Source organism: Acinetobacter sp. AR2-3, assembly GCF_001878775.1.
Taxonomy (GTDB): domain Bacteria; phylum Pseudomonadota; class Gammaproteobacteria; order Pseudomonadales; family Moraxellaceae; genus Acinetobacter; species Acinetobacter lwoffii_D.
In genome coordinates this window covers 1-21,803 of sequence record NZ_MJIQ01000047.1, presented here as the reverse complement: position 1 = coordinate 21,803, position 21,803 = coordinate 1, and the positions used below count along the sequence as shown (strand labels likewise).

Sequence of the window (21,803 nt, the reverse complement as noted above, 5' to 3'; positions counted from 1 at the left end):
ATGCAACTCAAGTCACTAAAACAATTTGCCCGAATCCAGCAGACTGCTTTTAGTCTGGAGGATTTTGATGGTATCCAGCATTTTCCGGAATGTGGTGGAATCGGCATCTTTGTCGGAACAGTACGTAACCATCATCAGGGGAAAGCTGTGCGTGCCCTGAAATATACCGCCTATGCGCCTGTGGCTGAAAAAATGATTCGTGAAATTGAACAGCAGATTCAGACCAAATACCAGGTGTCTTATGTGCGGGTGGTGCATCGGATTGGTGAGTTGGGGATTGGAGAAACAGCCATCATTGCTATGGCTTATGCGGCCCATCGTCGTGAGGCCTTTGCGGCTTGTGAGGAAGCTGTGGAACGGGTGAAGCATGAAGTTCCGGTCTGGAAAGAAGAATTTTATATGGATGGTAGCAGTCAATATGTCGAAGGCTGTTGTATCCGAAAAGATCATGGACCTGAAACGGATCATTCTTATCCTGCAGAAGATCAGCATTGTCACCATCACCATGTAGCACCACACACTTGCCAATCACCATCTAATTAAATGCGTCTAATGAGGATGCATAAGGTGAATCACTTTAAACAGATTTTAAAATTAGCTCGGGATGAATCATGAAAAATGTAGGGATGAAAGCAGAAAGTTACCGTACAGCAATTGCCACTGGAATCCTGCATGCACCGCCACATTGCATTGAGTTGCTGCGTAATGGCAATACTGAAAAAGGTGATGCCCTGAAAACAGCACGCATTGCCGGCATTCTCGGTGCCAAACGTACCGATGAGCTGATTCCACTATGCCATCCATTGCCGATTTATCGTGCCGATGTGGAATATGAACTGTTTGATGCGCATGTCGAAATTATTGCTACCGTTGAAACCATTGGACCAACCGGTGTGGAAATGGAAGCTTTGACAGCGGTAAGTGTGGCGGGTCTGACCTTGTATGACATGCTGAAACCGCATTGTGAACCGGAAGATTTGTCGCTGGATCAATGCAGGTTGCAGCAGAAAAAAGGTGGAAAATCACATTTTACCCGCGTACTTAAAGAGAGTCTGTCCGCTTCAGTTATTGTGCTGTCCGATACGGTTGCAGCAGGCAAAAAGCCGGACACTGCAGGACAAAACGTACTGGAAATTTTAAAAGAAGCCAATTTTGACGCTATTAATTATCAGGTCATTCCCGATAGCCCAGAACAGCTCTTGACCCTGATTGAACAGCAGAAAAATCAGTATCCGCTGATTCTAACTGTGGGGGGCACTGGTTTAGGTCCTAAAGACCTGACGGTCGAAACCTTGCAACCTTTGCTGCAACGAGAAATTCCCGGCTTGATGGAAGCTTCACGTAGTTTTGGGCAGAAACGTACACCTTATGCGGCTTTAAGTCGTGGCGTGGCGGGCTATATTGAGAACAGTCTGGTGATGACCCTGCCGGGAAGTCGGCAGGGTGCGAAAGAATCCCTGATTGCGGTACTTCCTGCGTTGGTTCACTTATTTGATGTACAAAAAAATATTCCACATGCGGGAGGCTATCAATGAATCAGGCACTATCGCATTCAGCCTGCGGTGCTGAGCCGGGACTGATTTCTGTTGATCAGGCACTGCAGATGTTACTTGAGCAGACGCATATCTTGGTAGCTGAAAGCCTGCCGCTTGCTCGGGCTCTGAATCGCTATCTGGCAGAGGCGATTGATTCGGCCATACCATTGCCGCTGTTTTCACAAAGTGCTGTAGATGGCTATGCGCTTTGCAGTCCAGAAAATGTTAGTGCTCACAGCACTTTTGAACTCATTGGAGAGATTCGGGCAGGGCAAAGTACTGAAATTGAACTGCGGCCAGGTCAGGCGGTCCGGATTTTTACCGGTGCCAGGATTCCAGCAGGAACTACAACGGTCGCCCGTCAGGAAATTGTCAAATGCCATGCCAATCAAATCATTATTACAACAGACCTAAAGCCTCATACGGATATACGTGATGCAGGCGAGGAAATCGCACAAGGGCAGCGTCTGGCAGATGCAGGTCAAAAACTGCATGTAGGTGCAATTGCAGCTTTGAGCATGGCAGGCGTAAAGCAGGTTTCAGTCTATCGTTATCCTAAAATTGCTGTTGTGATTACTGGAGATGAAGTCGCTTCCAGCATTGAAGACCTGAATTCCGGAAAAATCTTTGACGCCAATGCTCCACTGATTCAGGCCTGGTTTCAATCACAGGGTCAAAACGTAGATATTCTGCATGTTTCAGATAATGAGTATGAGCTGCAAACGTTAATACATCGTCTTAAAAACCAATACGACTTCATATTGACCACAGGCGGGGTTTCGGTGGGTGATTATGATTTCATTCGTCCTGTTGCCCTGGAGCAGGGTTTTGAGCAGATTTTCTGGAAAGTGAAGCAGAAGCCCGGAAAACCGATGTTATTTGCCAAGTATCGTCGAGATGATCAAGGTTACTGTTATCTCTTGGGTTTGCCGGGAAATCCGGCTGCTGTGTATGTCGGGATGCAAATCTATACGGCAACTTTACTGAATGCCTTACAAGGGCAAAAGCAGTCACCTGCATGGCTTAGTGCGGTAATGACACATGATTTGAAAGCGGATGCACGTGAACGTTTTTTAAGAATGGCTGCAGAATTTGATCAGGGTACTTTAAAGCTCAAAAGCCTGGCGAAACAGCAGTCGCATATGTTGAGTAATCTGATGCAGGCCAATTGTCTGGTACGTATTCCGGCAGCAACAGAAATCCAAGCCGGGCATGTGGTACAAGGTTTACTGATTTGAAATGCCTGTCGCAATTCTCAATATTCGAATCACATAGAATGAGAAAGATGGATTTATTCAAAGTTCTACTCACTGGCGTGCTGTTGACTAGCCCCATGCTGTATGCCGAAACAGTTAAAATATATGCCGCAGCCAGCCTGACCAATGCGATTACTGATATTTCCAGACTATATGAGCAACAGCATCGGGACATCCAGATCGTTCCGGTTTTTGCTGCGTCTTCGGTATTGGCGAAACAAATTGCGGCGGGAGCGAGCAGTGATCTATTTTTCTCTGCAGACCTAGACTGGATGAATGATCTGATCAAGAAACAAAAAATTCAGATCGGTCAGATTCGACCTATGCTTTTGAATGAACTCGTATTGATTAGTTCTATTCAGCAAAAAAATCATTTTAAAATGTCAGCCAACTTTAATTTTGCTCAGGCCTTTCAGGGTTATTTATGTACCGGACAAATGGAATCGGTGCCTGCTGGAAAATATGCCAAACAAAGCTTAACCGGGCTGGGCTGGTTGAAACCGCTTCGAGGCAGAATTGTCGGTACGGATAGCGTCCGTTCAACTCTCGCATTTGTAGAACGTGGCGAATGTCAGGTCGGTATTGTGTATAGAACTGATGCCTTGATGAGTAAAAAAGTTAAAATTTCGGGGGTGTTTCCAGCCAGAACACATCGTCCGATTGTGTATCCGATTGCTTTAACCCGGCAGGGCCAGAAAAATCAGGCAGCAGTCCAATTTTCTAAATTTATCCAGACGAGTCCAAGGGCCAGGCAGATTTTCCAGAAATATGGTTTTAAGCTTAAGGTAGGCTAACTGCTCATGCTTACACCAGAAGAACTGAGTGCCTTAGCGCTTTCAGCCAAAGTAGCGGGCTTTGCCACAGCGGTGTGTCTGCCATTTGCTATCGCCGTAGCATGGTTACTGGCGCGTTATGAATTCAGGGCCAAATTTCTCGTAGAGGCAATATTGCAGATGCCTATGGTGCTACCGCCGGTAGTACTGGGCTATCTTCTGCTCCTGCTATTTGGTCATCAGGGTATGCTGGGGCAATATCTACATAAATGGGGAATACAGCTGATATTTAACTGGAAAGGTGCGGTACTGGCAGCAATGATTGTGGCATTTCCTTTAATGGTTCAACCCATTCGCTTGTCCTTTCAAATGATCAACCGGCAATTAGAACAGGTGGCAGGATCTCTAGGCGCAGCACCATGGTGGGTATTCTGTAGCATTAGCCTGCCTTTGGCTTTGCCTGGAATTTTAATCGGTAGCATTTTATGTTTCAGCCGCAGTCTGGGAGAATTTGGCGCCACCATTACCTTTGTCGGTAATATTCCCGAGGAAACCCGCACGATTCCTATCGCCATTTATAGCCTGCTACAACAGCCTGATGGAGAAAGCATGGCCATGCGTCTAGTCATTTTATCTCTGATTCTGGCTTTTTCTGCCTTGATTGCAAATTACTGGATCATGCAGAAATATCAACGTAAATTGGAGGCCTAAGATGCTGAAGTGTGATTTTCAGTTTAATTACGCAAATTTCCAGTTACAGGCCAGTCTGGATATGCAGACACAATTGATTGGTATCGTCGGAGCATCAGGAAGTGGGAAAAGCACCTTTTTAAAAAATATTGCAGGGCTATTAAAACCATCACAAGGCTTTATTCATTTTCAGCAAAAAATATTATTTGATCATCAGCAGAAACTGAATATTCCTGTTCATCAAAGAAAAATTGCCCTGATTTTTCAGCAAGCCTTGCTGTTTCCGCATCTGAATGTCATGCAGAATTTAAAATATGCAGAACAGCTAAATATAAAAAATAAAGGTCAGCAGAAATTTATGTTTGAAGACATTGTGGAGCTACTCGAATTAAAGGCTCTGCTTCGGCATCGGGCGCATCAGCTTTCTGGTGGACAGGCACAGCGCGTTTCTATCGGTCGTGCACTTTTATCTTCTCCCGACCTATTACTTTTGGATGAGCCTTTAAATGGACTGGATCAAAAGCTGAAAAACCAGATTTTACCTTTTCTTAAAATTGTGATTCATCAAACAAACTTACCCATGATTTATGTAACCCATCATGTAGATGAAGTAGCGTATTTACAGGCGCAGGTGCTGCATTTTGAAAAGGGAAAAATTATTTGATCCAGCCCTGCACCGATTTAAACCAGCAATGACTCCGAGCAGGTCATCCTCTCGCTGTTTTTCTAACAATGCCTCAGAAGATATCTATCTTTCTCTCTATTTTTAAAAAAGAAACATCTAAGTTAAAATCCTGAATATAAATTAGTTGATATAAAACAATATCTTATTCTATTTTAAAAATAATCTGGCATGACCTGTGCATATACCTGATTAAAGTCAAAGAAGACTCTACATTTGTATGACGGCCAATGACGTCCGTTCTGATCGTTACTGATATGCCTTGTGCATCACAGTGACTTAAATACGTTCAGTTCTGGTAAGGAAATGGCTATGTCTTCAAATACAAGTCTCAATAAAGCAACAAAAATAAGTCTATTTAACTTCAGTAGTTCAGCGATGCGGGCCTTCCATATGAGTTGGCTCGCTTTTTTTGTCTGTTTCTTTGCGTGGTTTGCCTGTGCACCCTTAATGCCTGTCATTGCCGGTGAATTCAGCCTGACCAAAGAGCAGATCGCCAATATCAATATTGCCGCAGTCGCTATTACAATTCTGGTGCGTCTGATCGTGGGGCCGTTGTGTGATAAATACGGTCCGCGTAAAACCTATACCGCCTTACTGATTATTGGCAGTATTCCGGTGTTTGGTGTGGCGTCGGCCAACAGTTATGAATCTTTCTTGTTTTTCCGTTTATTGATTGGTGCCATCGGTGCTAGTTTTGTCATTACCCAATATCATACCAGCATCATGTTTGCGCCGAATGTGGTGGGAACGGCAAATGCGACTACAGCAGGCTGGGGTAATGCCGGTGGCGGTGCGACCCAAGCCCTGATGCCTTTAATGCTGGCTGCTTTGGTCATGTTCGGTGTAGAACAGGCGATGGGATGGAGAATTGCGCTTCTGGTGCCGGGCATTCTGATGATAATTGTCGGTGTACTGTACTGGAAATTCACCCAAGACTGTCCACAAGGCAATTTTAAAGAACTTCGTGCTGAAGGTATTTCTGTTGGTAGCGATAAAAAAGGCGGCCTTGCAATCTTGATGCATGCCGCACGTAACTACCGTGTGTGGATTTTGTTTGGAGCTTATGCAGCCTGTTTTGGTATTGAAATTTTCATCCATAACATTATTGCCTTGTACTTTGTCGACAACTTCCAGTTTGGCCTAAAAGAAGCAGGCATGGCTGCCGGGATTTTTGGTTTACTGGCATTGTTTGCCCGTGCCTTGGGTGGCATTGTTTCAGACAAAGTTGCGATTCAAAAAGGTCTGGATGGTCGAACCAAAGTCCTGTTTGCCTTGATCATGCTGGAAGGTCTGTTTCTTATTCTATTTTCGCAAATGAACAGCGCGACCTTGGCGATCATGGCGATGACTATATTTGCCTTGTTTACTCATATGGCATGTGGTGCAACCTATGCACTGGTACCCTTTATCGACCGTGATGCCTTGGGTGGTGTGGCCGGTATTATTGGAGCAGGTGGCAATGTCGGCGCGGTAGCTGCAGGTTTCCTGTTAAAAGGCATGCTGGATATTCAAACCACTTTGATGGTACTGGGTAGCTTGGTGGTGATTGCTGCAAGTTGTGTGTTGATGATCCGCTTCTCTGTCGAACATAAAGAAAAAGAACAGCTGTTATATGAACAGGCAGTAAATGAACGTCATCTGGCGGAAGCACAGCAATAACACTACATTCCTGATTTAAAATGAATGAACAAAAAGGATAGCAATATCCTTTTTGTTGTTTTTGCTAACTCACTAATAAAATGATGAACCCAATATTCAGGATGGGAAAGTATTATTTAAACAGGACAGGAGGATTGAATTCATCGAATAAAAATAAAATTATTTATAGGTTGTAAGTTTAATTTGAGATGAAAAAATTATATATATTTTAATAACGATTTTAAAAAATAAATGAATTTAATGAGTGCAGATAAAATAAAAGCCATTTTCAAAATGGCTTTTATTTTTAGAATGATAAATTAATAGGTTTTGTAAGGTAAAAACTTTCCGGATAATACGACGTTCACCCGATCTCCGTTTGGATTATTCTCACGTTGAATATCCATATTGAAATCAATTGCACTCATAATTCCATCACCAAATTCTTCATGGATCAGTTCTTTAATAGTCATACCATAGACGCTGACAACCTCATACCAGCGATAAATCAGCGGATCTGTCGGCACGCTAGTTGGCAGAGAACCTTTATAGGGTACGATTTGCAGCCAGGCGATGGCTTCATCAGTCAATCCAAATATTTCACCAATTTTTTCTGCCTGTTCTTTATTAAAAGCCATCTGACCCAAACATGCGGCTGTCACCCATTCTTTAGAAAGGCCTATTGTTTCAGCGACATCTGCCCATGTAATAGACTTTAAAACTTTCGCTGAAATAATCATGTCTGTCACTTGTTGACGATGGCTAATCATAATCTTCTCCAATAGCTATATTTAAAAAATGACCGCTATAGATAATGCAGAGATTGTGCCAATATAATTATAAGGATGAAATTTTAAAATAATTTATAGGATTTTTATTAGCCATTTAAAATAATTGGCATGCTATTTGCTTTTATCTATATTAAATATGGCAACGGCGCCATGACACGATTGATCTGTTTGAATAATACAAGGCAAAGACGCCTAAGGTTGAAATAGACCTTAGGCGTTTTTTATTTGCAAACAGGTAAGTAATTTATATAAAGGGGATAAAAATATGGCTTATCTTGCTCCTGCAGAGTTTGCAAAAAAAGTGGTCGATGCCGGTGAGGCAAAACTTCATATGGCAACGCGCGATGTTTTAATCCGTGCGTTTATGGCAGGCGCAATTCTGGCGCTGGCAGCAGTATTTGCCGTGACGATTGCGGTACAAACAGGGGTGCCGCTGATCGGTGCGCTGCTATTTCCAGTCGGTTTCTGCATGTTGTATCTATTGGGCTATGACCTGCTGACCGGGGTATTTGTATTGACTCCATTAGCCTGGTTAGACAAACGTCCTGGGGTAACGTGGGCCCGTATTTTAAAAAACTGGGGACTGGTTTTTTTAGGTAACTTTGCCGGATGTTTAACCGTGGCCGTGTTGATGGCCGCGGTCTATACCATGGGTTTCGCCGCTGAACCGAATGCGGTTGGGGTGAAAATTGCCCATATTGGGGAAGACCGGACTTTGGGCTATGCCGAATATGGTTTTGCTGGCTGGATGACAATTTTTATCCGCGGCATGCTATGTAACTGGATGGTATCACTTGGTGTAATTGGCGCCATGATGTCAACCACAGTCAGCGGCAAATTCATCGCGATGTGGATGCCAATCATGCTGTTTTTCGCCATGGGCTTTGAACATTCAGTGGTGAATATGTTCCTGTTCCCATTTGCCATGATGATGGGCGGTGATTTCTCGATTACAGACTACTTCTTGTGGAATGAATTACCGGTGGCACTGGGGAATCTGGTGGGTGGTCTGGCTCTGACAGGTCTGGCGCTCTATACCACACATGTACGTACTGGCGATAAAAAAGAATTCTAATCTGAGCATGATGATTTATGTCTTGAGAGTAAAGGGATCGATTCGATCCCTTTTTGAGTATTTAAAATGAATAAAAAATTAAAGATCAGTATCGGGCAATATTCTTCCACTGGAATCAAAGCACAGAATCAGGATTTCCATGGGATCTATATTCCTGAAGGCCACGCGCTTAGCAGTAAGGGCATTGCCTGTGCAATTGCAGACGGGATCAGTAGCAGCAATGTCAGTCATATTGCAGCAGAAACTGCAGTCAGCAGTTTTCTATCGGATTATTATTCGACTTCAGATGCATGGAGCACCCAAACTTCAGCGGCACGGGTCATTCGTGCGACCAATTCCTGGCTCTATGCACAAACCCAGCAAAGCCGCGGGCGTTTTGATAAAGACCAAGGTTATGTCTGCACCTTTAGTGCACTGATTTTAAAACAAAATAGGGCACATATCTTTCATGCTGGCGACAGTCGGATTTATCGAATTCAGGCACAAGCCATTGAACAGTTGACGGCTGATCACCGCGTTTGCCTGTCATCAACAGAACATTATTTAAGTCGTGCACTGGGTGCCGACCATCGTATCGATGTCGATTATCAGCAGCTTGAATTATGTGAAGATGATTTCTTTATCTTGATGACGGATGGAGTCTATGAGTTTATTGATATGCAGCTCATATCGGAGATGCTGCAACAGCAACAACATCTGGATATCATTGCCAAGTCTATAGTCGAGCTAGCCTTTAAACGGGGCAGTGATGACAATCTCACCATTCAAATCATTAAAGTGGATCAACTACCAGAGGAAAAATACTTCCAGATTAAAAGTCATGTTTTATTTCCACAACAGCTAAGTCATGGTGATCTGTTTGAAGGTTATCGGATTGATAAAATCCTGCACCAAAATCATCGCAGCAGCCTCTATTTGGCGCATGATGAAGCGACACAAAATCAGTTGGTCATTAAAACCTTGTCTGTCGATGTGCAGGATGATCTCAAAGCCGTAGAACAATTTCAGCTGGAAGACTGGGTATCGAAACGCTTAAAACATGAAAATCTGCTGCAATGCTATCCACATAAGGGCAGCAAGAAGTTTTTATTTCAAAGTTATGAATATTTACAAGGGGAAAGCCTAAACCGATGGCTGCACCGTCATAAAACTGCTTTAACTTTACAGCAGTTGCTTCCGATCATTGAGCAGGTGGCCAAAGCATTGAATGCCATGCACCGTCTTGAAATGCTGCACCAGGATGTACGACCAGAAAATGTCATGCTGCTCGAACCAGCCGATACCTTGAAAGTGAAACTGATTGATTATGGATCGACTGCGGTCAGAGGTCTGGTTGAACTGAATCCCAAACACGCAGATGTTCCTTTGGGAACCTTGGCCTTTATGGCACCTGAGTATTTTATTGGACGCTCACCCTCAGTAAAATCAGATCAGTTCTCGCTGGCGGTGATGAGTTATTATTTATTAACCCGACAGTTGCCTTATGGGACGGACCTCGCGCGCTGCAAGACCGAAAAGGCCTTAAAGCAGGTTCGATATCATCCTCTCTATGAGTATCGACCGGATCTGCCACATGGCTTGGACGCAATCTTTAAAAAAGCGCTTTCCATTCGCCCGGAGCAGCGCTATGAAGCACTTTCAGCCTTTATATATGATCTGAAACACCCAGATATCAAATTTAAAAAATCAGTTTCACGCCCTATGCTTGAAAAGCATCCAGTCACTTTCTGGAAATCCTGCACAGCGATTCTTTTTTTGTTATTGCTCTGGGTGTTTGCACTATATTTTAGCCAATGAAAATAATCCAAATAAGCTGTTGAACGATTTTTTTTTGACTGAAGTAAAAAATCAGATGTGATTTGAGCTGAGATGTAGTCAAAATATCTATTTATTCTTATTGCAGATTTTTCTATTTTTACGATGATTGACTCTGTGTTTTCGAAGATTATCCCTATAAAATAGAAAGTGCAGTTAATATCTAAGTAAGCATAAAAACATTGGAATAATAATTGCTTATTTTTAATACCATTAGAATAAAAAGGCAGATGAGACATGAAAATTCAATTTTTTAAGCTGATTTTAATCTTGAGCAGCAGCATGGTGATGAGCCAAACCAGTCTCGCCGGAGATGGTGGCTTGCGTTTTGCTGAGAAAAATCAGGAAATAGCGGCACAAATTCAGGCCAAGAAAAAAACGGCAGAAATACAAGCGCAGTCCCTACAAGCAAAAGCCTCTACAGAAACGAAATAGTAAAATAGCACTCATCCAAGAAGGTGAGCTGTTCAGATTAGATCAGATGTATAAGATGTGGTGATGCGAAAAACTAGTCCCTAACTTTTTAATACTGAAAAAAAACTCCCCATCTATTTTAAGAATGGGGAGTTTTTTATTTTGCATCTCAGGGAAAATTACTGAATTTGTTCCTCATCCTGTCTTTCCTGACGCAGCTGATCACGTTGTCTCTGTGGATCATGAAGGCCTAATTGACCTCGCTGGATCTCACGATCCTGTTTTTCTTGAGGATCAAGTTGTTCTTCAGTGAGTTCTTCATCATTTCGATCGATTGGATTCGACATAGTCTTTCATCCTCTAAAATACTTTCTAATTTTTATTGTATGAGTGCAGCAAAATTATTCTGTGACTTTTATGCCTGAGTTAGTTTTCTATCTTGTTGCTGCTGTAAGTTTAATCAATATTTTATGGGTTATTTTAATGATGGTTAAGTTAACCAAGAAAATTAAATTAATGAAATTAAGGGAATAGTAATTTAAACCTATAAACCTAATAGTTGAATATATCTCATTATTCTGGTTTTGAAATGAGAAAAACTAAATAAAATAAGAAAAATGGGTTATGCTTAAGACAGATTAAGTGTCATCCGTCTTTTAAATTTCCGGTATTTTTCATGATAGAACTTCGCCATTTAAGAACTTTAACTGCTCTGCGGGAGCATGGTTCTCTGGTTGCAGCAGCAAGTGATTTATGTTTAACCCCATCAGCCTTGTCACATCAGCTACGTGAACTCGACCAATGGTTTGGCGTCGAAGTGGTCAATCGGCGTAGTCGCCCTGTGAGCTTTTCAAATGTTGGGGAGCGGTTGCTAAAACTGGCAGATGAAATATTACCGCAAGTTCAAATTGCACAGAGTGATATCAGCCGAATTGTGCATGGTCAGACCGGACGAATTGTTTTTTCCTCTGAATGTCATAGCTGTTTTGACTGGTTGATGCCGCTACTCAATCAATACCGGATGCAATATCCGGATGTAGACCTGGACTTTGCCTCAGGTTTTGAGTCGAATCCGCATGAATTATTGCAAACTGGAGAGTTTGATCTGCTGATTACGGCTGATCCGATTGCGCTTAAAGGCATTGAATATTTTCCAATATTTGAATACGAATCACGCTTGGTTTTATCCAATACCCATCCATTAGTACGTGCGAAAGAGATTACTGTTCAGGAACTTGCTGAAGAAACGCTGGTGACTTATCCGGTGGATAAACACCGTTTGGACATCATGTCGCGTTTGTTTATTCCCGCTAATATTCTACCAAAAGCCATTCGTACCACCGACTTGACCCAAATGCTGATTCAGCTGGTGGCAAGTGGTCGCGGGATTAGTGCATTACCTGATTGGGTGGTAAATGAATATGAGCAGAAAGGCTGGGTCACTTCACGCCGCCTCGACTGTGTGGCGCCTGAAGGCTTACGTCGAACTTTATACGCCGGCTATCGCACAGAAGAAAAACAGAAAGATTATTTTGAAGGCTTCTTGAAACAGCTGGATCGGTTTTCCAAGAAAAGACAGGTCTATTACAGCTAATTTGCGAATAGTTAAATATATTTAGTCCGTTATTTTTCTCTCAAGGATTTCAATTTTTCTATAAGGTGATGAGGTTAATCTTGTCTACTTTAAATCAGAAAATATACAACTTCGGCCAACTTTCGAAATTAAAGAACTGGTTTGGTCGATTATAAATTTTTCTACTTATCACATTTTGCCAAGTGGAAATACATCTGTGCAGAATTAAATTACATATTATTAAATATCAGTTATTTAAAAATTAATTTCTTGGAACTTGTGAGGATGTGGTTTTGATCTTGCAAGTTGATTTTTAATAAAAAGATTAAATAAAATGAAAAAACATACGCTGATCACTCAATTTTTTGGCAGAAAATAACTCCTGAAAATAACAATGTTGATCTATGCTACAGCATAATTTTTAAACTGATTTCCTCTCATAAAACGGAATCACTTATACAGGACTGTATAAACTCGCCATGCACATGACAAAAATTCCTCTCAAGAAAAGCCCGCTGAGCCTCATGATTCTGTCGATTGTCTCAGGTCATCTTTATGCTGAAACTGCCGTAGAACCGGACAATGTTCAACAGCTGAATACTATTGTGATCAGCGCTGAGCAAAATGCCAATCCGCAGCAGCAATATCAGAAAGAGCTGGCTCAGGTTTCAGGAGGAACGAATTTCATTGGTGAGCAGCAATTAGAACAGCAGCGACTTGCAACCACAGCCGATGTGTTCCGTTTACAGCCAGGAATTTATGCCCAGTCTGCAGGGAATGAAGGTGCAAAAATATCGATCCGTGGCTCAGGAATCAACCGGACTTCAGGTGCACACGCATCCGGTACGCACGTCCTGATTGACGATATTCCATTTACCGGGCCGGGCGGTACAGCGTATGAACTGCTAGAACCCTGGTGGATTGATCATGTCGGGGTTTATCGCGGAGCCAATGGCTTTAAGCAAGGCGGACTGGCCTTAGGTGGAACAATCAACTATAGAACCAAGACCGGCGCAGATCAGGATGGCTCTGAACTCAAATATGAAATGGGCAGCCATGGTTATCAAAAATATCAGTTTAGTACCGGCCGAAAGCTGGATCAGATGGATTATTATCTGGCGCTGACGAGTACCCAGTTTGATGGAATTCAGGATCATGCTGAAGGCGATGGTAAGGGTCTGGCTTTTAATTTGGGCTATCAGATCAGTCCGGATATCGAAACCCGTTTTTATGCTCGTTACCGTGAGAGCAAGCATTTAACTCCAGGACGGATTACACAAGAACAGCTCAAAAATGATCCTGAAGCAGCGAATAGCTTTAATTTAGCGGTAGATGCCAAACGGATTCAGCCGGGCAGTACTTGGCTGGCCAATACCACGACCTGGAATTTACAGGATGATGCAAAACTGACTGGCAGTCTGGCTTATCATCATTATCCGCTGGATTTACGTGAAAGCAGTTATCGTACCAATGTCGATTATGAAGATATTACAGCGCGCTTCCAGTATGAAAAACCTTACCAGTTTCTAGGTCTGGAGCATCAGGGGCGTATTGCCTTGCGCAGCACGACTCATCGTCCGGACAGTGGTGTAACGGAAACCATCCGACGTGATACGACTATTGATGGAACTTTGTATCCGGCAGATACCGTTACCCGCCGTTATACCTATCGCGGTTCAGACAACGTCCTGCAATTTGATCAGGAAACCACATTAAATGATCAGTTCAAATTAGATTTGGGACTGGCAGCGGTGTATAACCATCGGGAAAGTGAAGTAACTTATCCTGTGGCGAGTCCTGAAGTCAGCCGTTATGAATGGAATTTTGCACCACGACTTGGTTTGACCTATCAGCCGAATGAGTCTGTGCAATGGTTTGCCAATTTAAGCCGCAGCATTGAGCCAGCACATCCTTGGGCGATGGCTTGGTCTTCACCGTATTATTTTGACAGTGGTGTCGCTTCTGGCCGGGTGCGCGCGCCAATCTATTTGGACACGCAAACCGCCAATAGCTTTGAACTGGGTGGACGTGGACAATCAGGCTTTGGAGATTGGGCACTGAGTTATTATTATTCCAAAGTGAAAAATGAACTGTTAACCTCTGAAATGATTAAAACCTATGAAGATGGATCGAATCGACCTTCAGAGCCAATTGCTGTTGAATCGAATGCCACGCCAACGATTCATCAAGGGGTGGAGCTAAGTCTAGATACGCCATTGCATGAATCCCAATATGGCGAACTGCGTCTGCAACAGGCTTATACCCTTAGCGATTTCCAGTACAAAAATGATCCATTGTTTGGCAAGAACCAGTTGCCAGGAATCCCTAAACATCTGTATCAGGCTCAACTAAGTTATGCCTTGAATAATGGCCTCTATATTGGTTTGAATACCGAATATGCATCGAAGATGGCACATGATTATGCCAATAGCCGATTCAGTGATGACTATCAGATCTGGGGCATTGACGTGGGTTATGCACCAGAACATCAATCGTGGAAAACCTGGATCAACTTTAAAAATATCACGGATGAGAAATATGCTGCGGTCGTGATTCCTGGTCTGAATGATAAAGGTGCTGATGTAGCGCGATCTTCACCAGGTGAAGGTTTTTCTACTTATGCCGGTGTGTCATTTAAATTTTAATTTTTAAAATCAAAAAAAGAGCGGTGAAAACCGCTCTTTTTATTTATTGATAGAAAAGGTTTATCAGGTTTCTAAAATTCCGGTAACGCCTGTCACAATCATATCGATGGCAATCGTACCAATCAGAAGCGCAGCAACACGACCGACAATATCGACATACAGGTCAATGTAGTTGGAATATTTATGTTGTAAATGATCATGCAGATATTTCATCAGGATCAGCAGGCTACAAGTCAGAAACAGCGTAGAAAAAATCACCAGAATGGTTTGCATTAAACTGAGCTGTATGCCGGTGATCACAGATGCCGAAATGGTACCCGGACCGATCATAAACGGCATGGCAATCGTGCCCGCCAGATGACTGGGCGCTCCACGCATCACGCCAATCGTATCAGCACCTTCAAAGACATAACGATAGCCAATCACCAAAAAGATAATACCGCCAAAAATCTGGAAGGACTCAAACCGTACATGCAAGAATTCATTAAAGAAGGCTTCACCGGTTTTTGCAAAAATGATGAACACAATAAAGCTGATCAGACTGCCCTGAATCAATGCCATGTTGAATATTCTTGCGTCGGAATTACGGATAATTCCGAGCATATAAATACTCATCAGAAAAGGATTGAGCAGGGAGAAAAACAGGGCAAATGCATTCAAACTTTCTGACATTATTGATTCCTTCCGTAGTTGAGAGATCCTAGATTTCACGATCCGGGAACAGCGGACGTTTACCTGGGCTGATCCGGTTAATATGCAGATACATCATATGGCGTTCATATTTATCCAGGATGTCATTGATCACCTGTTCCTTACTATAACCGACCAGATCGTTGCCCTGAGAGCCTTCAAACAGATAACTTTCCAGACGATAGTAATAACGTTTGGTTCGTTTACCACGTGAACTGAAATTTGGCGTGTCATAGCGTACCGGCCATATTTCATAGACAAAGTTTTCTTCTTCATCGAGCTGAATGGTCAGATCTAGGTGATACAGTTCAGGTTCTTCCTCAAGTGATTTTTCCTGAATATTGACTTGAATGCCTTTATCAATTAACTCGGTTGCAACCGCCTCGATGGCCGGCTTGCAGACATTGTCCAGCATGGTCCGGGTCTGGGACAGGCTTGGATGCAGCATGACCCGGCTTAGACGCTTCTTCCAGTTCAATATATCCACATTGCCGACCACAGGTGCCGCATTCAGACTGGTACTGGCCTGTCGAAAATCCTCCAGACGTAAGGACTTATATAGTCCCGCCATCACAAAGAAAATGACGAAACTAAAAGGCAGGCCCATAATAATCGTGGTGTTCTGTAATGCTGTTACGCCATTGGCCATGAGCATTGCCAAAGTTAGCAAACCGATGGCAATGGCCCAGAACACACTCAGCCAGCGCGGTGAATCATGCTCAATATTAGTGAATTTGGTGGTGAAATTTCCCAATACCAATGCCCCTGAATCCGCTGAGGTCACATAGAACAGCAAGCCGGTAATGGTGGCGACACCTGCAGTAAACATAAAGCCTGGATACTGCGCCAGCAGATCATAAAAACCATGTGCCGGATTTTCTAAAACTGTCGTAGCAAGTTGAGTATTACCATCAAAAATCACGCTATATAAAGCACTGTTACCGAAAATAGACAACCAGGTCAGGGTAAATAACAGAGGAATAACCAAAGTCCCGGTGACAAATTCACGAATGGTACGACCACGGGAAATACGGGCCAGAAACAGACCGACAAAAGGTGACCAGGCGATCCACCATGCCCAGAAGAACAGGGTCCAGCTATTCATCCATTCTTTCGGTTGTTCAAAAGGGAAACTGGTTAAAGAAAGTTTCGGGAACTGGCTGATATAGTCACCAAAATTCTGAATCAAGGCAGCTAATAAAAACTCGGTATTGCCTACAAACAGAATGAATAGCAGCAGCCCAATTGATACATAGATATTAATTTCAGACAGGATCCGGATGCCTTTATTGACACCGGCAGTGACTGAAATAATAGTAATAATCACAGCAACAGCGATGAGTGCAGCTTGAATCCAGATATTTTCCGGTAAATCAAACAGCACATGCAGGCCATAATTTAATTGCACAACGCCAATCCCGCAGGTGGTGGCAATACCAAAAATCGTGCCGAGTACTGCAGCCGTATCCACAGTATGGCCGATCGGACCATTAATTCTTTTTCCAAAGATCGGATAAAGTGCCGATCGGATGGTGAGCGGTAAATTGTAGCGATAACTGAAATAACCCAGGGCGACCCCAATCAGCGCGTACATACTCCAGCCGGTTAAACCGTAGTGAAATAGGGTCCACACCATGGACTGGCGCGCAGCTTCAAAGGTTTCGCCTTCGCCTACAGGCGGATTCATATAATGGGAAAGTGGTTCCGCCACCGAGAAAAACATCAGGTCAATCCCGATTCCGGCAGAAAATAGCATCGCCGACCAACTCAGCAGGCTAAATTCTGGCTTGGAATGTTTGGGGCCTAATTTAATCTCGCCATAACGGGAACAGGCGATAAAAATGATAAAAACCAGATACAGCGTTGCCGCCAGCAGGTAATACCAGCTAAAGGTACGACTGACCCAGTTTAAAATATTAATAATGACTTGATTAGCTTGTTCATTAAATAAAATGGTGATGATAGAAAACAGCAGAATAAGTGTCGCCGAAAAATAAAAAACTACTTTATTCAGACCATCTTGCATATCTTCTTTTTTCTTTTGCATAAATTCATGACCATCGTTTTGTTGCCGGATGATCTACAGTGCAGTGTGATTTAAAAGCAAAAGCCTGCGGTAAAGCTTCCTTGTTTTCGTTAATTACAAACTTTTGCAAATCCAAAACAAACTGCGCTGTACATCAAGGGTGAGCTGGCACTATAATTTTTATTAATTGAACGTTCAATTAAAAAAGCGTTTATGAATTGTTACATCATTCAGCTATTTGCTCTAGCAGAGTGATTTTTTATTGCTACATCCGTTATTCAGGTTAGTCCTATGCCCAAAGTTGGTATGCAACCGATCCGTCGTCAGCAACTGATCGATGCCACCTTAGCTGCAGTGAATGAGCTAGGTTTTGCAGAAGCTTCAATTAGTCAGATTGCTCAGAGGGCAGGTGTCTCAACCGGCATCATAAGTCATTATTTTCGAGGTAAAAATGGCTTGATTGAAGCCACAATGCGTTACTTATTGCAGCAGTTGGGTAAATCTGTTGCAGAAATGCAGTCCAAAGTCGATGGCGAACCTGAACAACGTTTACTGGCAATTGTGCGTGGCAACTTTGCTGCACCACAAACAGATAAAGCTGCGATGAAAGTATGGCTGGCGTTCTGGGCTAGCAGTTTGCACCAACCTGAATTACATCGTTTACAGCAGATTAATCATTACCGTTTACATTCCAACCTTAAATATGAATTCATGAAAAAGTTGAGTAAAGACCAGGCAGAGAAAGCTGCTCAAGGTTTGGCAGCATTGATTGACGGATTCTGGTTAAGAGGTGCTTTGGTAAATGGCGAAATTGACCCAGAACTGCCGATTGAACTGTGTAGTGAATATATCCGGCAACAACTCAAATAACCCACCTGCGAGGAAATTCCATTGACAACATTCAAACTGCAACGTCCTTATATTCATGGACAATATGTCGATGCAACATCCAATAGCACGTTTCAAACGATTAATCCTGCAACTGGAGAAATTCTGGCAGACGTGCAGGTATGTACGCGAGATGATATCGATCGCGCTGTTGAATCGGCACAGCAAGGACAAAAAGTCTGGGCAGAAATGACGGCGATTCAACGTTCCCGTATTTTGAACAAGGCTGTCGCTATTCTTCGTGAACGTAATGACGAGCTGGCACGTTTAGAAAGTCTCGACAGTGGTAAAGCTTTCAGTGAAACATCCACCGTCGATATTGCGACAGGCGCAGATGTACTCGAATACTATGCAGGTATTTTGCCAGCATTAGAAGGCCAGCAAATCCCGCTCAGAAGCAGTTCGTTTGTCTATACCCGCCGTGAACCTTTGGGTGTGGTTGCTGGGATTGGTGCGTGGAATTATCCGATTCAAATTGCCTTATGGAAATCTGCACCTGCACTGGCAGCGGGCAATGCCATGATCTTTAAAGCCAGTGAAATAACGCCTTTAACTGCGCTAAAACTGGCAGAAATTTATACTGAAGCCGGTGTGCCGCATGGTGTATTTAATGTGGTAACCGGTAGTGGTGAAATTGGTGGCTATCTGACTTCACATCCGGACATAGCCAAAGTTTCATTTACCGGTGGTGTCGCGACCGGCAAAAAAGTCATGGCCCAAGCTGCGAATTCCAGCCTGAAAGAAGTGACTATGGAGCTGGGTGGAAAATCCCCGCTAATTATCTGTGAAGATGCCGATCTGGATCTGGCAGCAGATATAGCCATGATGGCCAACTTCTACAGTTCCGGTCAGGTCTGTACCAATGGTACCCGCGTATTTGTACCTTTAGCCTTGAAAGCCGAATTTGAAGAAAAGATTCTGCAGCGTATTCCTTATATCCGGATGGGGGATCCACTTGATCCTGAAACCAATTTTGGTCCAGTGTCCAGCTTCTCTCATATGGAAAAAGTGTTGGGCTATATTGAAAAGGGCAAGATCGAAGGTGCACGCTTATTGTGTGGTGGCGGCCGTGCTGAAGATGAGCAGTTTGCTCAAGGCGCTTATGTGCTACCAACGGTATTTACTGATTGCCGTGACGACATGACCATTGTCCGTGACGAAATCTTTGGTCCAGTCATGAGTATTCTGAGTTATGACTCAGAAGAAGAGGCGATTCGTCGTGCCAATGACACCGAGTATGGTTTGGCAGCTGGTGTCGTGACACCAAATCTGGCACGTGCGCACCGTATTATTCATCAAATCGAAGCCGGCATTTGCTGGATTAATACCTGGGGCGAATCACCGGCAGAAATGCCAGTGGGTGGTTATAAACATTCGGGTGTCGGTCGCGAGAATGGTATTGTCACGCTACAGCAATATACCCAGACCAAGTCAGTGCAAGTTGAACTTAGTCCTTTCCAGTCTGTATTTAGCGCATAAGGGAGGATTGGATGAATTACGATTATATTATTATCGGCGCAGGTTCGGCAGGAAATGTGCTAGCAGCGCGTTTAACTGAAGATCCGGATGTAAAGGTCCTGTTGCTGGAAGCGGGTGGACCAGATTATCGTCTAGATTTCAGAACACAAATGCCGGCTGCATTGGCTTATCCATTACAGGGACGACGCTATAACTGGGCCTATCTGACCGACCCCGAACCCCACATGAACAATCGCCGTATGGAATGCGGCCGTGGTAAAGGTCTGGGCGGATCTTCACTGATTAATGGCATGTGTTACATTCGCGGTAATGCCATGGATCTGGAACAGTGGGCCAGCCTGAAGGGGCTAGAACACTGGAGCTATGCCGAATGTCTACCGTATTATAAAAAAGCTGAAACCCGCGATATTGGCGGCAATGATTATCATGGTGATTCTGGACCGGTTTCGGTCGCAACACCTAAAAATGGCAATAATGAACTGTTCCATGCCATGGTCGAGGCAGGTGTACAGGCCGGTTATCCACGTACTGATGACCTGAATGGCTATCAGCAGGAAGGCTTTGGGCCGATGGACCGTACCGTAACGCCGCAAGGCCGTCGTTCCAGTACAGCACGTGGTTATCTGGATATGGCCAAAGGCCGGGATAATCTTACGATTATTACCCACGCCATGACCAACCGGATTCTGTTTAATCGTAATCAGGCAATTGGTGTGGAATATTTTGAAGGACAAAATACTTTACAGCCGATTCAGGTCTTTGCAGATCGTGAAGTATTGCTATGTGCAGGTGCAATTGCCTCGCCGCAAATCCTGCAACGCTCCGGTGTGGGTCCGGCTGAACTGTTAAAAAGTTTGGATATTCCTGTGGTTCAGGATTTGCCAGGCGTGGGTGAAAACCTGCAAGACCATCTGGAAATGTACCTGCAATATAAATGCAAAAAACCGGTTAGCTTATATCCGGCACTCAAGTGGTATAACCAGCCGATGATTGGCGCTGAATGGTTATTTTTAGGTAAAGGTATTGGAGCCAGCAACCAGTTTGAAGCCGGTGGTTTTATCCGCTCTTCCGACGAATTTGAATGGCCCAATATCCAGTATCATTTCCTGCCTGTGGCGATTAATTATAATGGCACCAATGCCATTCATGAACATGGTTTTCAGGCTCATGTGGGCTCTATGCGTTCGCCGTCACGTGGCCGTGTTCGTCTGAAATCCAAAGACCCGTTTGAGCATCCAAGTATTCTGTTCAACTATATGAGTACCGAGCAGGACTGGCGTGAATTCCGCGATGCCATCCGCATTACCCGGGAAATCATGCATCAGCCGGCATTAGATCCCTATCGTGGTGAAGAAATCAGTCCGGGAAAACATCTACAAACAGATGCTGAAATTGATGAATTTGTTCGTAATCATGCAGAAACCGCGTATCATCCATCATGTAGCTGTAAAATGGGTGAGGATGACATGGCGGTTGTCGATGGTTATGGACGCGTACATGAAATGCAGGGGTTGCGTGTGATTGACGCCTCGATTATGCCTTTGATCATTACCGGTAACCTCAATGCAACTACGATTATGATCGCTGAAAAACTGGCAGACCATATTCGTGGCAAACCTGCTCTTGCGCCTTCATCTGCACCTTTTTACAAGGCGCCTCGCGTTTAAATTATGGTTTTATTCCTGCCGCCTAGCAAAGCAGGAGTAAAGCGAATTTCAATTTTGTCCCAAAGCGGAGATAAAACCTCGACTGCTTTCGGTTTTATCTCCGCTTTACTTAATACATTTATATTTTATGAAAATATTCAATAGATCTCTTGCGAAAGTTAAT

The 21,803-nt window shown here is 43.5% G+C and carries 19 protein-coding genes; 15 read left to right on the top strand and 4 right to left on the bottom strand.

Annotated elements, in window-relative coordinates; genetic code table 11:
* From BFN00_RS08980 to BFN00_RS08950, 7 genes are all read left to right on the top strand, one after another.
* Positions 1–543, top strand: coding sequence for a molybdenum cofactor biosynthesis protein MoaE (locus BFN00_RS08980; RefSeq protein ID WP_071851182.1), 543 nt, complete (start codon positions 1–3; stop codon positions 541–543).
* Positions 544–611: 68 nt separating this feature from the next.
* Positions 612–1,535 (top strand): bifunctional molybdenum cofactor biosynthesis protein MoaC/MoaB, encoded by a 924-nt coding sequence (gene moaCB, locus BFN00_RS08975; RefSeq protein ID WP_071851180.1) that lies wholly within the window; start codon positions 612–614, stop codon positions 1,533–1,535.
* Entirely contained in the window at positions 1,532–2,773 is a 1,242-nt protein-coding gene (locus BFN00_RS08970) for a molybdopterin molybdotransferase MoeA (RefSeq protein ID WP_005096931.1), read from the top strand. Before moaCB ends, BFN00_RS08970 begins: the two co-directional genes overlap by 4 nt.
* 47 nt (positions 2,774–2,820) lie before the next feature.
* Complete coding sequence (gene modA / locus BFN00_RS08965) at positions 2,821–3,585, top strand: molybdate ABC transporter substrate-binding protein (protein WP_071851178.1); 765 nt, start codon at positions 2,821–2,823, stop codon at positions 3,583–3,585.
* 6 nt (positions 3,586–3,591) lie between these two features.
* A complete protein-coding gene (modB, locus tag BFN00_RS08960) occupies positions 3,592–4,275 on the top strand; it encodes a molybdate ABC transporter permease subunit (protein ID WP_071851176.1) in 684 nt (227 codons plus the stop codon).
* A gap of 1 nt (position 4,276) precedes the next feature.
* Positions 4,277–4,918 carry an ATP-binding cassette domain-containing protein gene (locus tag BFN00_RS08955; RefSeq protein WP_071851174.1) on the top strand — a complete coding sequence of 214 codons (642 nt, stop codon included), beginning with the start codon at positions 4,277–4,279 and terminating at the stop codon, positions 4,916–4,918.
* A gap of 330 nt (positions 4,919–5,248) precedes the next feature.
* Positions 5,249–6,598: an MFS transporter gene (locus BFN00_RS08950; protein ID WP_071851172.1), complete on the top strand. Its 1,350-nt coding sequence runs from the start codon at positions 5,249–5,251 to the stop codon at positions 6,596–6,598.
* Positions 6,599–6,897: 299 nt separating this feature from the next.
* On the opposite strand, the gene cynS is transcribed toward BFN00_RS08950, so the two are convergent.
* The gene (gene cynS, locus BFN00_RS08945; RefSeq protein WP_004646988.1) at positions 6,898–7,347 is read right to left on the bottom strand and encodes a cyanase; all 450 of its coding nucleotides are present in this window, start codon (positions 7,345–7,347) and stop codon (positions 6,898–6,900) included.
* A gap of 286 nt (positions 7,348–7,633) precedes the next feature.
* Between cynS and BFN00_RS08940 the strand changes: the two genes are divergently transcribed.
* From BFN00_RS08940 to BFN00_RS08925, 3 genes are all read left to right on the top strand, one after another.
* Positions 7,634–8,443: a formate/nitrite transporter family protein gene (locus BFN00_RS08940; protein ID WP_004280337.1), complete on the top strand. Its 810-nt coding sequence runs from the start codon at positions 7,634–7,636 to the stop codon at positions 8,441–8,443.
* 66 nt (positions 8,444–8,509) lie between these two features.
* The gene (locus tag BFN00_RS08935; RefSeq protein WP_071851170.1) at positions 8,510–10,240 is read left to right on the top strand and encodes a bifunctional protein-serine/threonine kinase/phosphatase; all 1,731 of its coding nucleotides are present in this window, start codon (positions 8,510–8,512) and stop codon (positions 10,238–10,240) included.
* Positions 10,241–10,495: 255 nt separating this feature from the next.
* Positions 10,496–10,693 carry a hypothetical protein gene (locus BFN00_RS08925; protein ID WP_004646985.1) on the top strand — a complete coding sequence of 66 codons (198 nt, stop codon included), beginning with the start codon at positions 10,496–10,498 and terminating at the stop codon, positions 10,691–10,693.
* Between the two features lie 158 nt (positions 10,694–10,851).
* Here the strand turns inward: BFN00_RS08925 and BFN00_RS15965 are convergent, their stop codons facing one another.
* Positions 10,852–11,019 (bottom strand): hypothetical protein, encoded by a 168-nt coding sequence (locus BFN00_RS15965; protein ID WP_004280333.1) that lies wholly within the window; start codon positions 11,017–11,019, stop codon positions 10,852–10,854.
* 329 nt (positions 11,020–11,348) lie between these two features.
* On the opposite strand from BFN00_RS15965, the gene BFN00_RS08920 reads away from it, so the two are divergent.
* Positions 11,349–12,266, top strand: a complete 918-nt coding sequence (locus BFN00_RS08920; RefSeq protein WP_071851168.1) for a LysR family transcriptional regulator — start codon at positions 11,349–11,351, stop codon at positions 12,264–12,266.
* A gap of 458 nt (positions 12,267–12,724) precedes the next feature.
* Positions 12,725–14,890 carry a TonB-dependent receptor family protein gene (locus BFN00_RS08915; RefSeq protein ID WP_071851166.1) on the top strand — a complete coding sequence of 722 codons (2,166 nt, stop codon included), beginning with the start codon at positions 12,725–12,727 and terminating at the stop codon, positions 14,888–14,890.
* A gap of 63 nt (positions 14,891–14,953) precedes the next feature.
* Here BFN00_RS08915 and BFN00_RS08910 read toward each other — a convergent pair whose 3' ends face one another.
* The gene (locus tag BFN00_RS08910; protein ID WP_071851164.1) at positions 14,954–15,562 is read right to left on the bottom strand and encodes a MarC family protein; all 609 of its coding nucleotides are present in this window, start codon (positions 15,560–15,562) and stop codon (positions 14,954–14,956) included.
* 28 nt (positions 15,563–15,590) lie between these two features.
* Positions 15,591–17,627, bottom strand: coding sequence for a choline transporter (locus BFN00_RS08905; protein WP_005096920.1), 2,037 nt, complete (start codon positions 17,625–17,627; stop codon positions 15,591–15,593).
* Positions 17,628–17,897: 270 nt separating this feature from the next.
* Between BFN00_RS08905 and betI the strand changes: the two genes are divergently transcribed.
* The 3 genes from betI to betA are packed head-to-tail and all read left to right on the top strand — an operon-like array spanning position 17,898 to position 21,640.
* Positions 17,898–18,476 (top strand): transcriptional regulator BetI, encoded by a 579-nt coding sequence (gene betI / locus BFN00_RS08900; RefSeq protein WP_005096918.1) that lies wholly within the window; start codon positions 17,898–17,900, stop codon positions 18,474–18,476.
* A gap of 21 nt (positions 18,477–18,497) precedes the next feature.
* The gene (gene betB, locus BFN00_RS08895) at positions 18,498–19,973 is read left to right on the top strand and encodes a betaine-aldehyde dehydrogenase (RefSeq protein ID WP_005096916.1); all 1,476 of its coding nucleotides are present in this window, start codon (positions 18,498–18,500) and stop codon (positions 19,971–19,973) included.
* 11 nt (positions 19,974–19,984) lie between these two features.
* The gene (gene betA / locus BFN00_RS08890) at positions 19,985–21,640 is read left to right on the top strand and encodes a choline dehydrogenase (protein ID WP_071851162.1); all 1,656 of its coding nucleotides are present in this window, start codon (positions 19,985–19,987) and stop codon (positions 21,638–21,640) included.
* Positions 21,641–21,803 lie beyond the last annotated feature (163 nt).

Excerpts from the sequence above, each read along its gene's own strand:
- BFN00_RS08925 (WP_004646985.1), top strand. The coding sequence starts at position 10,496 with ATGAAAATTCAATTTTTTAAGCTGATTTTAATCTTGAGCAGCAGCATG.
- modB (WP_071851176.1), top strand. The coding sequence starts at position 3,592 with ATGCTTACACCAGAAGAACTGAGTGCCTTAGCGCTTTCAGCCAAAGTA.
- BFN00_RS08915 (WP_071851166.1), top strand. The coding sequence starts at position 12,725 with ATGCACATGACAAAAATTCCTCTCAAGAAAAGCCCGCTGAGCCTCATG.
- betI (WP_005096918.1), top strand. The coding sequence starts at position 17,898 with ATGCCCAAAGTTGGTATGCAACCGATCCGTCGTCAGCAACTGATCGAT.
- cynS (WP_004646988.1), bottom strand. The coding sequence starts at position 7,347 with ATGATTAGCCATCGTCAACAAGTGACAGACATGATTATTTCAGCGAAA.
- BFN00_RS08970 (WP_005096931.1), top strand. The coding sequence starts at position 1,532 with ATGAATCAGGCACTATCGCATTCAGCCTGCGGTGCTGAGCCGGGACTG.
- BFN00_RS08935 (WP_071851170.1), top strand. The coding sequence starts at position 8,510 with ATGAATAAAAAATTAAAGATCAGTATCGGGCAATATTCTTCCACTGGA.
- BFN00_RS08980 (WP_071851182.1), top strand. The coding sequence starts at position 1 with ATGCAACTCAAGTCACTAAAACAATTTGCCCGAATCCAGCAGACTGCT.
- BFN00_RS08950 (WP_071851172.1), top strand. The coding sequence starts at position 5,249 with ATGTCTTCAAATACAAGTCTCAATAAAGCAACAAAAATAAGTCTATTT.
- BFN00_RS08910 (WP_071851164.1), bottom strand. The coding sequence starts at position 15,562 with ATGTCAGAAAGTTTGAATGCATTTGCCCTGTTTTTCTCCCTGCTCAAT.
- BFN00_RS08905 (WP_005096920.1), bottom strand. The coding sequence starts at position 17,627 with ATGCAAAAGAAAAAAGAAGATATGCAAGATGGTCTGAATAAAGTAGTT.
- BFN00_RS08955 (WP_071851174.1), top strand. The coding sequence starts at position 4,277 with ATGCTGAAGTGTGATTTTCAGTTTAATTACGCAAATTTCCAGTTACAG.
- modA (WP_071851178.1), top strand. The coding sequence starts at position 2,821 with ATGGATTTATTCAAAGTTCTACTCACTGGCGTGCTGTTGACTAGCCCC.
- BFN00_RS08940 (WP_004280337.1), top strand. The coding sequence starts at position 7,634 with ATGGCTTATCTTGCTCCTGCAGAGTTTGCAAAAAAAGTGGTCGATGCC.
- betA (WP_071851162.1), top strand. The coding sequence starts at position 19,985 with ATGAATTACGATTATATTATTATCGGCGCAGGTTCGGCAGGAAATGTG.
- BFN00_RS15965 (WP_004280333.1), bottom strand. The coding sequence starts at position 11,019 with ATGTCGAATCCAATCGATCGAAATGATGAAGAACTCACTGAAGAACAA.
- BFN00_RS08920 (WP_071851168.1), top strand. The coding sequence starts at position 11,349 with ATGATAGAACTTCGCCATTTAAGAACTTTAACTGCTCTGCGGGAGCAT.
- moaCB (WP_071851180.1), top strand. The coding sequence starts at position 612 with ATGAAAAATGTAGGGATGAAAGCAGAAAGTTACCGTACAGCAATTGCC.